Source organism: Anaerolentibacter hominis (assembly GCF_032380675.1).
GTDB classification, from domain to species: domain Bacteria; phylum Bacillota; class Clostridia; order Lachnospirales; family Lachnospiraceae; genus Anaerolentibacter; species Anaerolentibacter hominis.
In genome coordinates, this window is record NZ_JAWDIX010000002.1 from 473,682 (window position 1) to 487,900 (window position 14,219).

Here is a 14,219-nt window from a genome sequence, read left to right on the forward strand (position 1 = left end):
GTACCTTTTCATACCCGGATACCAATGCTATAATGAAATGCAGTGTTTGGAAATCGATATTCAGGGGGGATAAGACAGATGAAACCAAAGATAAACATGATAGCCGCCATGCTGCTGTTCGGCAGCATCGGTCTGTTTGTCAGAAATATAGATTTAAGTTCCAGCCAGGTTGCGCTGGTACGTGGCGTTGTGGGAAGTATGACATTGCTTGCGGTCAGCATGATGGGACGAAAGAAGTTTTCGTTTTCGGCGATCCGGGCCAATCTGCTCCTGCTCATTGCTTCAGGCGCGGCGATCGGTTTCAACTGGATCTTTTTATTTGAATCCTATAAGTATACTACGATTTCCATTGCTACCCTCAGCTACTACTTTGCACCGGTTTTTGTGCTGTTCCTCTCCCCATTTCTGCTGAAAGAGAGATTGTCAGTTCAGAAGATTATCTGCTCCGCCGCGGCGGTAGCCGGGATGTTTTTGATTATGAATGTGGCAGAAGGCAATGCCGGGAGCGATCCGATGCGGGGCATCGGTTATGGTCTGGCTGCCGCGGCGCTCTATGCCAGTGTTATACTGATGAACAAGTTTATGAAGGGAATGTCAGGAATGGAGACCACGCTGGTTCAGCTGATTATGGCTTCCCTCGTCCTTCTGCCCTATGTCCTGGTGACAGAAAAGATCGCGTGGACATCTCTGGGCGGCAGATCCCTGGTTTTTGTCCTGACGGTGGGTATTTTACATACGGGAATCGGCTATTATCTCTATTTTTCTTCCATGCAGAAGCTGTCCGGACAGACGGTAGCCGCCCTCAGCTATATTGATCCGGTGTCCGCGATTGCGATGTCCACCCTGTTTCTGGGTGAGACGATGAGCCTGCTTCAGCTGGCCGGAGGCGTTATGATTCTGGGAGCTACCTTTTTTAGTGACCGGCAAAAAAGTCTGCGCTCTGAGCGGAAAACTAAATAAGACATCCCATATTCACAGGATGTCTTATTCATCAGATTATAATAAACAGTTCCTATTTTGCCGTCCTACGGCGTTTTGCCGCTTTCTGCCGAGCTTTTTCCCTGCGGTATTCTGGAAGAAGAGTGGTCTTGATATAGGAGAAAAGCGCGTCTTCTCCCTGCTCTGCAAGCATGACCAGCATCTGCTCCAGCAATGCCCTGGTTTTGGGATTTAGCATGGAATAATCTCTTCCGCGCTTGTAGTAGTTCAGAGGATCTGTGTCCCGGTAAGCCTTCCCATTGTAGATCCGGGAGGCGGCGATCCGGTCCATCACCATCTCGACCACATAGGGGATCGGCATTTCCATTCCGCTCATCCCGCCTTTGTCACTGATGCTGTAGTCAATCCAGTATTCATAGTGGTGTTTGTTGCGGCCCTTGTGGTGAAGCCAGGCGGAAGAATAGCCTTTATCCTCACGCTCCGCGTTGTTGGGACTTCGGTTGCCCTGAAAATATTTACATCCGACGGAAAATTCTGTATAGGAATATTTGGACAGATCATGGAGGAGGCCCTGCTTATACAGGCCGACTTTAAAGCATTCCTTCATAACCAGATTTCTATGTTTGGTAATTGTTTTAAAATGCTGTAACGCTTTCATACCGATATGGTCTCCAGTTCCTGCGTTTTTCACTCGTTTGATGTGGGCTGCAGATAAAGAACTGTCAGTCCAGACTCCAAAAAGCGTGGTATAATTAAATATTATACCATAACTGCAAATGCGTTATGGTATCCCTCCGGGGGATGTGCACTTCGCGCAATGGAAAAGGCCTGGGGCCTTATGCGCTCCGGCACTGGTATAATATCATTAGATATTATACCATATTATATGCTCCTTGAAAAGAAAGGACAACGATGGCTGTAGGAAAGGCAGGGGGAATGATGATAAGAAAATATAAGATCGCGGTGATTCCAGGGGACGGGATCGGTCCGGAAGTGCTGGCGGAGGGCATAAAGGTGCTAAAGAAGGTTTCTGAATTGTCCGGCCGTTTTGAATTTGATTTTACATATTTTCCCTGGGGCTGTGAGTACTATTTAAAACAGGGAAGAATGATGGAGGAGGACGGCCTGAAACAGCTGGAGCCGTTCGACGCGATTTATCTTGGAGCTGTGGGGTACCCGGGTGTGCCGGATCATATTTCTCTCTGGGACCTGCTTCTTAAAATACGAAAGGGATTTGATCAGTACATTAATTTAAGGCCTGTAAAGCTGCTCTTTGGCGCTCCCTGTCCCTTAAAAGATGTAAAACGGGAGGATATTGACATGATCTTCATCCGGGAAAACAGCGAGGGAGAATATGCCGGCAGCGGCAGCTGGCTTTATCCCGGGCAGCCCCATGAGGTTGTCATTCAGAATGGTGTCTTTTCCAGGCATGGCTGCGAGAGAGTGATCCGTTACGCCTATGAGCTGGCGAAAAAGACGGGCAAATCATTGACCAGCATCAGCAAAGCCAATGCGCTGAACTATTCTATGGTATTCTGGGACCAGATCTTTCAGGAGGTTGGCACGGAGTATCCGGAGGTGGAAACCCATTCTTATCTTGTGGATGCGGCAAGCATGTTCATGGTGAAAGATCCGAAGCGGTTTGAGATCGTCGTCACGTCCAATCTATTCGGGGATATTCTCACGGATCTGGGCGCGGCAATCGCAGGCGGCATGGGACTGGCCGCAGGAGCAAATCTGAATCCGGAGCGTACCTGGCCTTCTATGTTTGAACCTGTCCACGGATCGGCGCCTGATATCGCGGGGACACAGACTGCCAATCCTCTGGCCGCCATCTGGTCGGTCAGCCAGATGCTGGACTTTTTTGGATATGAGGACTGGGGACGCCGTGTCCTGGACGCGGTGGAGCAGGTGCTCAATGAGGGTGCAGTTCTGACGCCGGATTTAAATGGAACGTCCACGACCGCACAGGTGGGGGATGCGGTGGCAGCGCGGCTTGCAGCAAGTACGCCGAGGCGTACTTGAAAAATGAAAGGAGAGTACAGGATGGATTATAACGAAGAAATAGTCCGCATAGCGGAACAGGAGAAGAAGCTGCAGTTTACCAAATTCGACAGTTTCGACGCCCTGGAACTGGGAACGTTAATTATCGAGCGGGCCAAGAAGGAACAGAGGACGATTGCGATTCATATCTCCCTGAACAGAAGAGATTTGTTTCATTTTTCCTTCCCGGGAGCAGCACCGGACAATGATTACTGGCTGCGGCGAAAAGAAAACGCGGTGTACTTTTTCGGCAAAAGCTCCCTGGCTCTGGAATATGAGATGGAGCAGAAAAACAGAGATATTAAAACCTTTTTGGGACTATCAGAACCCATAGCGGCCAAGGGCGGAGGCTTTCCTATCATACTCAGGGGGACGGGCCCTGTCGGAGCCGTTGTAGTGTCGGGTATGCAAAGCTTTGAGGATCATGCCTTTGCGGCTGAGGCAATCGAAGCGTTCTTATCAAAATAATCATCGCCACAGGGTGACCGGAACAAAAAACAGGGCAGGAAGATGACTTCCTGCCCTGTTTCTCTTGTATGATTATAAACGAACGATTTATGCCATAACCTCTTTTACTACGTCAGCGATAGACTGATCTTTGCAGTTCTTATAGAAAAGATCCAGAGTATTCGGGCCGCCGAAGGAAGCACGAACCAGCTCTCTGTCTGCATTTTTCAGGATGTATTTGATATCGGTATGAGAAACAGCCTTTAATTCGTTCAGAATTCTGGCATTGTTTTTCTCAGACTCGGCAGCTTCCGGCGGATATCCTCCACCTGGCTCCTGCTCGAATAATTTCTCGAACATATATTTTAAGTTCAGTTCGCCGCCCCAGCCAAAACCTTTGGCAAAAGGAAGTGCAACGCAGTTGCCGGCATTGATCTGAGTAAACAGATAAGTATCAGAAGGATCTACAACATGGCCGCAGGTAACGCCAGGCATAGCGTTTGCTGCTAAAGTTGCGCCTTCACCGGTTCCGCATCCGGTTACTACAAAATCTGCTGCTCCTGAGTTCAGAAGTGTGGAGATCAGGATAGCAGCCTGATTGTAAGTCATTCTATGATCTTTCAGATTGTACTGACCGTAGTTATCTACAGTATGGCCTTTTGCTTCGGCAATGTCCTTGAGTGTGTTGTAAACCAGTTCATTTTTCTCAGACTGGCTCCATTCCATTACTAATGCGATTTTCATGATAAACCTCCCAATTTGTATCATACGATGCTCCAAACAGGGCACCGGTTCGGACAGAAACATCTGTCAATTATGTTGTTGCTTGTCTGCTACTTGTCAGACAAGTTTATTGTATTCTTTTTGTCCGGGACTGTCAATAGAAATTAACGACAAAAGAGGAAGATTTATAAGGAAAGAGAAAAGGTTTCAAAATTCCTGTGCGTTTTTCTGCATTTGCGTGTTGATTCCGGCATGGACTTGACGTATCCCGATGTTTGCAGTAGAATCCAAGTCATAAAATGAAGCTGAAATTCAGAGTTGACTGAACACGAAGCTGTAGGCCTGTCTATGGATGGCGGGCCGGCGGGAAGGGCAGGTATTATAGAATGGAATTCGTATTGGATACACATACACATTCACTCGTGAGCGGACATGCTTACAGTACACTCAAAGAAATGATTGATACGGCGCGGGAAAAAGACCTGAAGCTTCTGGCTGTGACAGAACACGGGCCTGCCATTAAGGGGACTACTTCCGAGATGTATTATTATAATCTGAAGGTTGTGCCGCGCCGGTACGGCGATCTGGAGCTGATGCTGGGGACAGAGGCCAATATTATTGACTTTACAGGCGGGCTTGACATTGGAGCAAAGACAATCCGCTGTGTGGATTACATTGTAGCCAGCATGCATATGTATGCGATTGCTCCAGGAACCTACGAAGAAAATACGGCGGCCTACCTGGGGGCTCTCCGCAATCCGGGCGTGAACACGATAGGCCATCCGGATGATGGAAGATATCCCTTCGATATGGAAGCATTGGTAAAGGGCGCAAAGGAAACCGGCACACTGTTGGAACTGAATAACTCCTCCCTGATGCCCAAATGTTCCCGCCTGAATGCCTGGGAAAATGACAAAGCCATGCTGCTCCTGTGCAAGGAGATGTCTGTTCCGATCGTGGTGGACAGCGATGCGCACATTTGCTATGATGTGGGGAATTTTACGCAGGCCAGAAAACTTCTGGAGGAAGTAAATTTTCCGGAGAAACTGGTGGCGAACACATCTGTGGAGAAATTTAAGGAGCTGCTTGCTGCGAAAAAAGGTAGATAAGCAGAAAAACCAAGTTAGCAGAGCCGGATACGGTCTTATATAGAAGCCGTGTCCGGCTTTATTTGACTGCAGTAAGGTGCTGGTGTTTGTTATAGAGCAAATTCTGCCAGAAACCTCTTTACTTTCGCACTTTATAGTAGTAAAATTGTGCTATTGAGGTATTGTGAAGCACAGCAGATGTCCGGTCCATAGATACGGGCATGCCGTCTGAAGAGGACGGAACAGGAACGCTGCAGTTTAGGAAAGGAAGGAAATCTGATTATGAACAAGAAAATCAAGACGCCGGCAGTGGATTATTTGTTTGAGGCTATTCTAAGTTTGAAATCGCCGGAAGAATGTTATATTTTCTTTGAGGATATCTGTACGATAAATGAGCTTTTGTCACTTTCACAGCGCTTTGAGGTGGCGAGAATGCTTCGCGAGAAGAAGACCTATATGGAAATTGCGGAGAAGACCGGAGCGTCCACCGCTACAATCAGCCGTGTGAACCGTTCTCTTAATTATGGTAATGACGGATATGATATGGTCTTTGAACGGATTGGCAATCCGGAGGGTGAAGAACCGGAAGCTTAACCGGAATTTGAGAACAAAGAATCCCGCAAACAGGCAGCATCCTTATTGGGATACTGCCTGTTACTTTTTTGACGAACCGCTTTTAGAAGATGTTTGCTCAGTCCTGAGCCGGTTTTTCTTTTTTAACCTGAGCTTTGCTGGAAGAGCGCTCGGCCGGCACTGCTTTTTTTAAGGATGACGGGTAGGAATTATCCAGCAGCTTTTCAATCATCATTTTCTTTACATATACATCAAAGCTGAGCATACAGATATAGGCAAAGTTAGTAAGAAAATCCCTCTCTGCTTCATTTTCTACCTGGCTGAAACTTTCCTTCGCTTTATTCAGATCCCGGATAACATTTTTCGTCAGACTGTTCATATTATCATGGAGAAGTCCAAATACTTCCGTATAAACCGACTGCAGGTTTATTTCTCCCATGTCGTTGTAGAAGCCTTTGATTAAAGGTTCAAGAATGCTTTGAATATCGCTGATAGACAGAAAGTTCTTGAAATAATAGATAAAAATAAGCAGCAGAATATGTTCCTTGGAATACTTCTTTTTGTTGGGCGAAGGAAGCAGGTCATTCTTCGTATAATTGTTTATCATGGTCTTTGTCATGATTTTATCGGCCATATATCGCTTGGAAGACTGGAGATGCTCGTCCATAAATGTGGTGACCTGATCCATGTACAGATCAATATTAGGTATATCTTCCGGCAAAATATAGTCCATGGAACGGATATAATCTATGAGTTCATAAATATAATCATCTTTCGATTTGCTTTCCATCAATTCACCTCACGCAGTAGTAAGAATAACAAAAACAGAACCCGGACATATCAATCTTAATTTTAACATTAAACTATATTATATAGTATTCAATACTACTTGTAAAGCGTATTGAATCAAATTGAAGAAACTGCTATAATGAGCCGATGGAGGATATTTATGAGCATATATGAAAATCTGAATCCGGAGCAGCAGGATGCGGTGAAACATTATAAAGGCCCGCTTCTGATCCTGGCAGGCGCAGGTTCCGGGAAAACCAGGGTACTTACCTACCGAATCGCCTATCTGATGGACCAGTACGGGGTCAGCCCGTGGAATATTCTGGCATTGACCTTTACGAATAAGGCAGCGGGAGAAATGCGTCAGCGAGTGGATGACATTGTCGGGTTCGGTGCGGAGAATGTCTGGGTCAGCACCTTTCATTCCACCTGTGTGCGAATACTGCGCAGACACGCAAAAGAGCTGGGATTTGAGAATAATTTTACAATCTATGATACAGATGATCAGAAAACTCTGATGAAGGAAATCTGTAAATACTTAAATATAGATACAAAATTTTTAAAAGAAAGAGCGATACTCTCAGCCATCTCTTCCGCTAAAAATGAATTGATCACACCGGAGCAATATGACAATGTCAATGCCGGTGATTTTGGAAAGCGCAAGATTGCGGCGGCTTATCTGGAGTATCAAAAGCGTCTGAGAAGCAATAACGCAATGGACTTCGATGACCTGATCATGAAAACAATCGAATTATTCCGGGATAATGAAGAGATACTATCTTATTATCAGCAGCGTTTTAAATTTATTTTGGTGGACGAGTATCAGGATACGAATACCGCCCAGTTTAAGCTGATCAGCATGCTGGCGTCCACTGTAAATGAGGATGGGGAGATCGAGCATAACTTGTGCGTGGTCGGTGACGATGACCAGTCGATCTATAAATTTCGGGGCGCTAATATTCAAAATATACTGAGCTTTGAAAAGACTTATCCGGATGCGGTAGTGATTAAACTGGAGCAGAATTACCGTTCTACGCAGACGATTCTGGATGCGGCGAACGAGGTAATACATAACAATACAGAGAGAAAAGACAAGCGGCTCTGGACCTCCAACGACAAGGGCGATCTTATTTCTTATACACAGTATGAAAATGAGTATGAAGAGGCGGAGCATATTGTTCAGGAAATTGCAGAGCGGATCAGCAAGGACAATGCAGAATACCGGGATTTTGCAATTCTATATCGTACAAATGCCCAGTCACGTATTTTCGAGGAGAAATTCAATGTCAGGGGTATACCCTATAATATTGTAAATGGACATAATTTTTATGAACGGCGGGAGATCAAGGATCTTCTGGCGTATTTACAGACGATTGACAATGGAATGGACGATCTTGCTGTCCGGCGGATTATCAATGTGCCGCGGCGGGGCATCGGCCTGACAACGGTGGATAGAATTGCAGAATATGCGCAAAATAATGATATCAGTTTTTACGATACCCTGCTGCATGCGGAGTCTGTGCCAGGACTTAGCCGGAGCGCAAATAAGGTTATGTCGTTTGTCAGCCTGATCGAATCTCTGAAATCCAGACTCGGCGCACCTGATTATACATTGCTGGATCTGATCAAGGAGATAATCGAGGCCACCGGTTACGTAAGCGACCTGGAGGCGGAAGGCACGGAGGAGGCACAGGGGAGAATTGACAACATTGACGAGTTGATCAACATTGTCGCTCACTATGTACAAAATGCCCAGGAAGAGCCTACGTTAAGCGGGCTTCTGGAACAGATGAAAATAAACGGGGCAGGAGAGTCCGTGGAAGACGGGAAGGAAAATGTAAAAAACCCCAACAACCGGGTTTTGCTGATGACGCTTCACAGTGCCAAGGGACTGGAATTTCCCTATGTATTTCTCTGTGGTATGGAGGATGGAATCTTTCCGGGATACATGTCTATTGTAGCCGATGATCCATCTGAGCTGGAGGAAGAAAGAAGACTTTGCTACGTGGGGATTACCAGAGCCAGGAAGAAATTGTATATAAGTGCGGCACGGCAGAGAATGCTCAGGGGGGAGACCCAGTTTAACAAACCGTCCCGTTTTATCCATGAAATTCCACGCTTCCTGCTTGAAGAAACTCCGGATTCACTGGCGCCCCGGTTTAAGAAGAAAGAAGAAAGAATCTTCGAACGCAAAGAAGGCGGTCTGTTCGGCGACAACCCGTTTATTTCTAAGGGAATCCGGACAAAGCCTTATCCGGATTTGTTTGATAAAGGGAGAAAAGCAGACTATAGCAAGGTTTCCTATGGTGTGGGCGACCGGGTCAGTCATATCAAGTTCGGAGGCGGTACCGTGATGGACATGATCCAGAAGGGCGCCGACTATGAAGTTGTGATTGAATTTGACCGGGTCGGCACGAAACGGATGATGGCTTCCTTTGCGAAACTGAAGCCGTCAGTATAAGGAACTTCACCATAAAATTCCATTATTCATATGGCAATGGAGAAATGGTTATGATATAATAAGTACAGACATTATATCGTGCCGGAGAAATCAAATGGTCTGCTGCTGCGGTTTCGATGATGGTTAGTTATACAAGTGTACAGACATCTGGTTAACATACTAAAATAGAAAAAGAATGAAGGAGAAAGGAAGTGTTTCGAATGAGCGCTAAATTAGAAGAATTATTAACAGCGGCAAAGCTGGGAGAACTGATCCACAAGAAAGATGACGAGAAAAAGAAACCTTGTGTAGTAGGGATTGTTTTTGCGGTAATCGGTGCGGTTGCCGTGGTGGCTGCGATTGCCTATGCAGTTTATTGTTTTGTAACACCGGATTACCTCGAAGACTTTGATGATGACTTCGACGATTTTGATGATCTGGATGAGGAAGAGGAGGAAGAGGAAGAAACCGAATCTTCTGAAGAGTAATTACTGCCGGATAAAAGAACAATAAGCCCTGCGATTTTATGAATCGCAGGGCTTATATCATAATAGGAATTTATAAAGCAGCAGAGGATGCACGGGGAAAAAGAGCTTCTTTGGAATGGGTATCGAAGCGTCACAGATTCCATTGCAGGAAGCTGGATCGCAGCGCGGTTCTTGCCGCAGGCGCTTTAGAAGGGAGTAAGTTTATGAGAACAATTAAATGGGGAATCCTCGGATGCGGAAGAATATCCACAACCTTTTCCGCGGCTGTTAACGGAATGAAGGATGCCTGTATTACGGCCGTGGCGGCGAGAGATAAAAAAAGAGCGGAGCTCTTTGCCGCACAAACAGGCGCGCAGCGGGCCTATGGAAGTTATGAAGAACTGGCTGCCGATCCAGAGGTAGAGGTAATCTATATAGGCGTCCCCCATGCAATGCACAAGGACGCGGCGATTCTCTGCATGAAGTCGGGCAAGCATGTACTGTGTGAAAAACCATTTGCGCTGAATCAAAGAGAGGCGGAGGAGATGGTGCGCACTGCCAAAGAACATCAGGTGTTTCTCATGGAAGCATTCTGGACTAAATTCCTTCCGATCACCGCAAAGGCGAAAGATTGGATCAGAAATGGAAAAATAGGCGATGTCCAGTACATAAGAGCTGAGTTCTGCTTTAAGAATCCGGCGGATATTAATAACCGGCTGTTCGATCCTGCACTGGGCGGCGGAGCCCTGCTGGATGTGGGGATTTATCCTATCAATTATGCTAACGATCTGCTGGGAGAACTGCCCTGTGAGATTGTGAGCAAAGCGGTTATCGGCTCCACCGGTGTGGATGAAATCAATTCTATGATTTTTCGTTATCCAAGCGGTGTCATTGCCGATATTAATTCGGCAATTGTGATGGAACGTCCGGAGAAAGCCGTAATCATAGGGGACGAAGGCAGGATTGAGGCGGAACCTTTCTGGGGAGCCCAGAGCATCTCTCTGTTTGACGGCGACGGGCGTCTGGTCCAGGTATATGAGCAGAAGCACCCGGTCAATGGCTATGAATATGAGGCCATGGAGGTGGGACACTGCATCCGCCAGGGGAAACTGGAGAGTGAGCGCCATAAGCTCGCCGATACGCTGGAGACCATGAAGATCATGGACGGTCTCAGGAAACAGTGGGGCTTACAGTATCCGGGAGAGTGAACAATCCTGTGTCAGGGTGAAGAGTCATGAATGTATACAGCAGTCAGGAAAGAAAGTAAGATGCAAATAAAACAGACTAAAACGCAGTTTTATCACAATTTTGGGTTAGGATATAATAAATGATTACGCCAGGGTGTCAAAACAGTGCGCTGATGAGAGGTGAATTTATTCACAATATCATCTCCAGAAGACCATAGTACCAATGTGCTTATGACACCCTGACGCTTCGATTATTTATCATGGAAGTAGATAAGACTCCCCCCTCAATAGGAGGTGAGTAAATAACAAATTCGTCATGGTGGGAGCCCAGTCTCCTTCCAAGATAAAGCCTCCGGCGGATTGCAGAGCCGTACAGATGTATTATGTCATGCAAAGCATGACGTGCGGCTCGCAGCAAGTACGCCGAGGCGTACTTGAAATGGAGGTGTCCACATGGACAAGTTGAAAATACTGGTTGTTGACGATGAAAGCAGGATGCGCAAGCTGGTGAAAGACTTTCTGGTGAAGCAGAATTACGAGGTATTGGAGGCGGAAAATGGTGCGGATGCCTTGGATCTGTTTTTTGATACCAAGGATATTGCTCTTATTATTCTGGACGTCATGATGCCGAAGATGGACGGCTGGCAGGTATGCCGGGAGATACGCCAATATTCCAAGGTGCCGATTATCATGCTTACGGCAAAGAGTACGGAAAAGGATGAACTCCAGGGCTTTGACCTGGGAGTTGATGAATATATCTCCAAACCGTTCAGTCCGCGCATCCTGGTCGCCCGGGTGGAAGCGATCCTGCGCAGAACCAATGCGGCGGAGGAAGAAGTACTTGAGGCAGGGGGAATTGTGCTGGACCGTGCGGCCCATATGGTTACAATCGACGGAAAGCCCGTGGAACTCAGCTTCAAGGAGTTCGAACTGCTGACCTATTTTGTAATGAACCAGGGCGTGGCCCTGTCCAGGGAACGGATTTTGAATAATGTCTGGAATTACGACTATTTCGGAGACGCGAGAACGATAGATACGCACGTAAAAAAGCTGCGCAGCAAGCTGGGCGATAAGGGCGATTATATAAAAACGATCTGGGGTATGGGCTACAAATTTGAGGTAGTATAGCCGCCGGCGGTTTTCGGAGAAAATTCTTGTAAAGTTGAGCGATGAACATGATGAAGGAAGAACGATATGTAAAACATTCCATTCGATACAAACTTGTGCTGATACTCTGTATCGCCCTGGGCCTTATTATTTTCTGTTACTGGCTGTTTAACCTGACTTTTTTAGGAAGGTACTATCAGGCATCCAAGGTCAATGCTATCGGCAGAATGTATAATCAGGCGGCAGCGGCTTATGATAAGATCGATTCGGAAGAATTCGGGGAAGAGGGCTATTCAGAAGATGCTGTGTATCTGGAGATGGAGCGGCTGGGAGCCGCACAGGACATGAGCCTGTATATTTTCGACATCTACAATAATAACAATGTGTTTTATCTGGTAAGTGAGTACCCGAAGAATCTGAATAAGCTTCAACTTCAGCTTCTGACGAACCAGGTGACCTACTATCTGCTGGATCATTATAACGTGCAGGCTGACCAGGTAGAGACCCAGGGAGAAGGAGGCGTCTCCAACAGCCGGATTGAGGTTCCGGAGGTGTTGAAAAAGACAGAACAGTTCGGGATATATAAAGTACATGATGAACGAATGGATTCTTCCTATATAGAATTGTTTGGCTCTCTGGGCGGCGACACCATGGTATATATCCGTAGCAACTTTGAGAGTATTCAGGAGAGTGTTGCTATTTCTAATAAGTTCCTGGGATATATGGGATGCATTACGGTGCTCCTCGGAACCATTGCCATGTTTCTTTTAAGCAGACGCTTTACTGACCCGATTGTAGAATTGGCCCGAATCGCGGAAGAAATGTCGGATTTGAATTTCGATGTAAAATATGAAACGAATTCGGAGGATGAGATCGGTATTCTGGGAAACAGCATTAATCAGCTCTCAGAGAAGCTGGAGGATACAATCTCTGAATTAAAATCCGCAAACAATGAGCTTCTGCAGGACATTGCGCAGAAAACCGAAGTGGACGAGATGAGAAAAGAGTTTTTGTCCAATGTCTCTCATGAATTGAAGACCCCGATTGCGTTGATCCGCGGATATGCGGAGGGCCTGAAAGACAATATCAACGATGATGAGGAGAGCAGGGATTTTTACTGTGATGTTATTGTAGATGAAGCGGTGAAGATGAATGAGATGGTAAAGAAGCTGCTCACACTGAATCAGATGGAATTTGGAAATGACCAGGTACAGTTTGAGCGTTTTGATTTGACGGCATTGATCCGCACGATTCTATCTTCCGCAGAGATACTGTTTCAGCAGAAAGAAGCAACCGTGGTTTTTGAACATACAGAACCGGTTCATGTGTGGGCGGATGAATTTATGGCGGAGGAAGTGCTGACGAATTATATCAGTAATGCCATTAATCATTTATCCGGGGAGAAAAAAATCGAAGTCTCTCTGGAGCTGCGGCCTAATACGGTCCGCATATCTGTCTTTAACAGCGGCGACCCCATCCCGGAAGAAGATCTGGAAAATGTATGGGTTAAATTTTATAAAGTAGATAAGGCCAGAACCAGGGAATATGGCGGCAGCGGAATCGGACTGTCCATTGTAAAGGCTATTATGAATTCACTTCACCAGGAATGCGGCGTTTATAACCGGGAAGACGGGGTGGTCTTCTGGTTCGAGCTGGATCACAGCAACGGCGAGAAAAAGGTGAGCCGGGTGGAGGAATAACAAACATCAGTGAGGCGGGGTATATTTGGGCTGTAAAACGCACATAATAGGAGGTTTGAGATTATTAAAAAGAAAATGTGAAAAAAATGTAAAATTATGCTTGACAATGTTTTCTTAGCATGATATTCTATATGAGCTGTCGCACGAGAGCGCAGCACGAACCTTGATAACAGAACAGTAAAACAACCTTGAAAATTCCAGGAAAGAGAAGAGATTCTCGATCCAAAGATTTCAGAAAAAAGAACGCGTAACTTCGAGAGAAGATTACAACCTAGAAGCAGTAAAAGAAGCCAGATAACTGGCAAGGAAAGAACTTTAAGATGAGAGTTTGATCCTGGCTCAGGATGAACGCTGGCGGCGTGCCTAACACATGCAAGTCGAACGAAGCAGTTAAGACAGAATTCTTCGGAAGGAAGACTTAACTGACTGAGTGGCGGACGGGTGAGTAACGCGTGGGTAACCTGCCTCATACAGGGGGATAACAGAGAGAAATCGCTGCTAAAACCGCATAAGCGCACAGAACCGCATGGTTTGGTGTGAAAAGCTCAGGTGGTATGAGATGGACCCGCGTCTGATTAGCTAGTTGGTGAGATAACAGCCCACCAAGGCGACGATCAGTAGCCGACCTGAGAGGGTGACCGGCCACATTGGGACTGAGACACGGCCCAAACTCCTACGGGAGGCAGCAGTGGGGGATATTGCACAATGGGGGAAAC

At 46.3% G+C, this 14,219-nt stretch carries 13 protein-coding genes and 1 rRNA gene; 11 read left to right on the forward strand and 3 right to left on the reverse strand.

The genetic code is table 11. From position 1 onward, the window contains the following. Positions 1–78 precede the first annotated feature (78 nt). Positions 79–960, forward strand: a complete 882-nt coding sequence (locus ABCW47_RS11395; RefSeq protein ID WP_343210040.1) for a DMT family transporter — start codon at positions 79–81, stop codon at positions 958–960. Between the two features lie 52 nt (positions 961–1,012). Here the strand turns inward: ABCW47_RS11395 and ABCW47_RS11400 are convergent, their stop codons facing one another. After that, positions 1,013–1,597 carry a DUF5662 family protein gene (locus ABCW47_RS11400; RefSeq protein WP_343210041.1) on the reverse strand — a complete coding sequence of 195 codons (585 nt, stop codon included), beginning with the start codon at positions 1,595–1,597 and terminating at the stop codon, positions 1,013–1,015. Positions 1,598–1,851: 254 nt separating this feature from the next. Between ABCW47_RS11400 and ABCW47_RS11405 the strand changes: the two genes are divergently transcribed. Both ABCW47_RS11405 and ABCW47_RS11410 read left to right on the forward strand, forming a co-directional pair. Then, entirely contained in the window at positions 1,852–2,964 is a 1,113-nt protein-coding gene (locus ABCW47_RS11405) for a tartrate dehydrogenase (RefSeq protein WP_425516076.1), read from the forward strand. A 21-nt stretch (positions 2,965–2,985) separates the two neighbouring features. Next, positions 2,986–3,450 carry a heme-degrading domain-containing protein gene (locus ABCW47_RS11410; protein WP_343210042.1) on the forward strand — a complete coding sequence of 155 codons (465 nt, stop codon included), beginning with the start codon at positions 2,986–2,988 and terminating at the stop codon, positions 3,448–3,450. A gap of 87 nt (positions 3,451–3,537) precedes the next feature. Here ABCW47_RS11410 and ABCW47_RS11415 read toward each other — a convergent pair whose 3' ends face one another. Further along, the gene (locus tag ABCW47_RS11415) at positions 3,538–4,173 is read right to left on the reverse strand and encodes an RpiB/LacA/LacB family sugar-phosphate isomerase (RefSeq protein WP_343210043.1); all 636 of its coding nucleotides are present in this window, start codon (positions 4,171–4,173) and stop codon (positions 3,538–3,540) included. A 365-nt stretch (positions 4,174–4,538) separates the two neighbouring features. Between ABCW47_RS11415 and ABCW47_RS11420 the strand changes: the two genes are divergently transcribed. Next, positions 4,539–5,261, forward strand: a complete 723-nt coding sequence (locus ABCW47_RS11420) for a phosphatase (RefSeq protein WP_343210044.1) — start codon at positions 4,539–4,541, stop codon at positions 5,259–5,261. Between the two features lie 261 nt (positions 5,262–5,522). Next, positions 5,523–5,834, forward strand: coding sequence for a YerC/YecD family TrpR-related protein (locus ABCW47_RS11425; protein ID WP_343210045.1), 312 nt, complete (start codon positions 5,523–5,525; stop codon positions 5,832–5,834). 97 nt (positions 5,835–5,931) lie between these two features. Here the strand turns inward: ABCW47_RS11425 and ABCW47_RS11430 are convergent, their stop codons facing one another. Further along, entirely contained in the window at positions 5,932–6,603 is a 672-nt protein-coding gene (locus tag ABCW47_RS11430) for a DUF1836 domain-containing protein (RefSeq protein ID WP_343210046.1), read from the reverse strand. Between the two features lie 159 nt (positions 6,604–6,762). On the opposite strand from ABCW47_RS11430, the gene pcrA reads away from it, so the two are divergent. From pcrA to ABCW47_RS11460, 6 genes are all read left to right on the forward strand, one after another. Beyond that, positions 6,763–9,063 carry a DNA helicase PcrA gene (gene pcrA / locus ABCW47_RS11435; RefSeq protein ID WP_343210047.1) on the forward strand — a complete coding sequence of 767 codons (2,301 nt, stop codon included), beginning with the start codon at positions 6,763–6,765 and terminating at the stop codon, positions 9,061–9,063. 200 nt (positions 9,064–9,263) lie between these two features. After that, complete coding sequence (locus ABCW47_RS11440) at positions 9,264–9,530, forward strand: hypothetical protein (RefSeq protein ID WP_343210048.1); 267 nt, start codon at positions 9,264–9,266, stop codon at positions 9,528–9,530. Between the two features lie 203 nt (positions 9,531–9,733). Continuing rightward, positions 9,734–10,717: a Gfo/Idh/MocA family protein gene (locus tag ABCW47_RS11445; protein ID WP_343210049.1), complete on the forward strand. Its 984-nt coding sequence runs from the start codon at positions 9,734–9,736 to the stop codon at positions 10,715–10,717. Positions 10,718–11,149: 432 nt separating this feature from the next. Continuing rightward, on the forward strand, positions 11,150–11,824 hold the full coding sequence (locus ABCW47_RS11450; protein ID WP_343210050.1) for a response regulator transcription factor: 675 nt from the start codon (positions 11,150–11,152) through the stop codon (positions 11,822–11,824). 47 nt (positions 11,825–11,871) lie between these two features. Further along, positions 11,872–13,503, forward strand: coding sequence for a HAMP domain-containing sensor histidine kinase (locus ABCW47_RS11455; RefSeq protein WP_343210051.1), 1,632 nt, complete (start codon positions 11,872–11,874; stop codon positions 13,501–13,503). 316 nt (positions 13,504–13,819) lie between these two features. Continuing rightward, positions 13,820–14,219, forward strand: a 16S ribosomal RNA gene (locus ABCW47_RS11460); the annotation flags it as partial.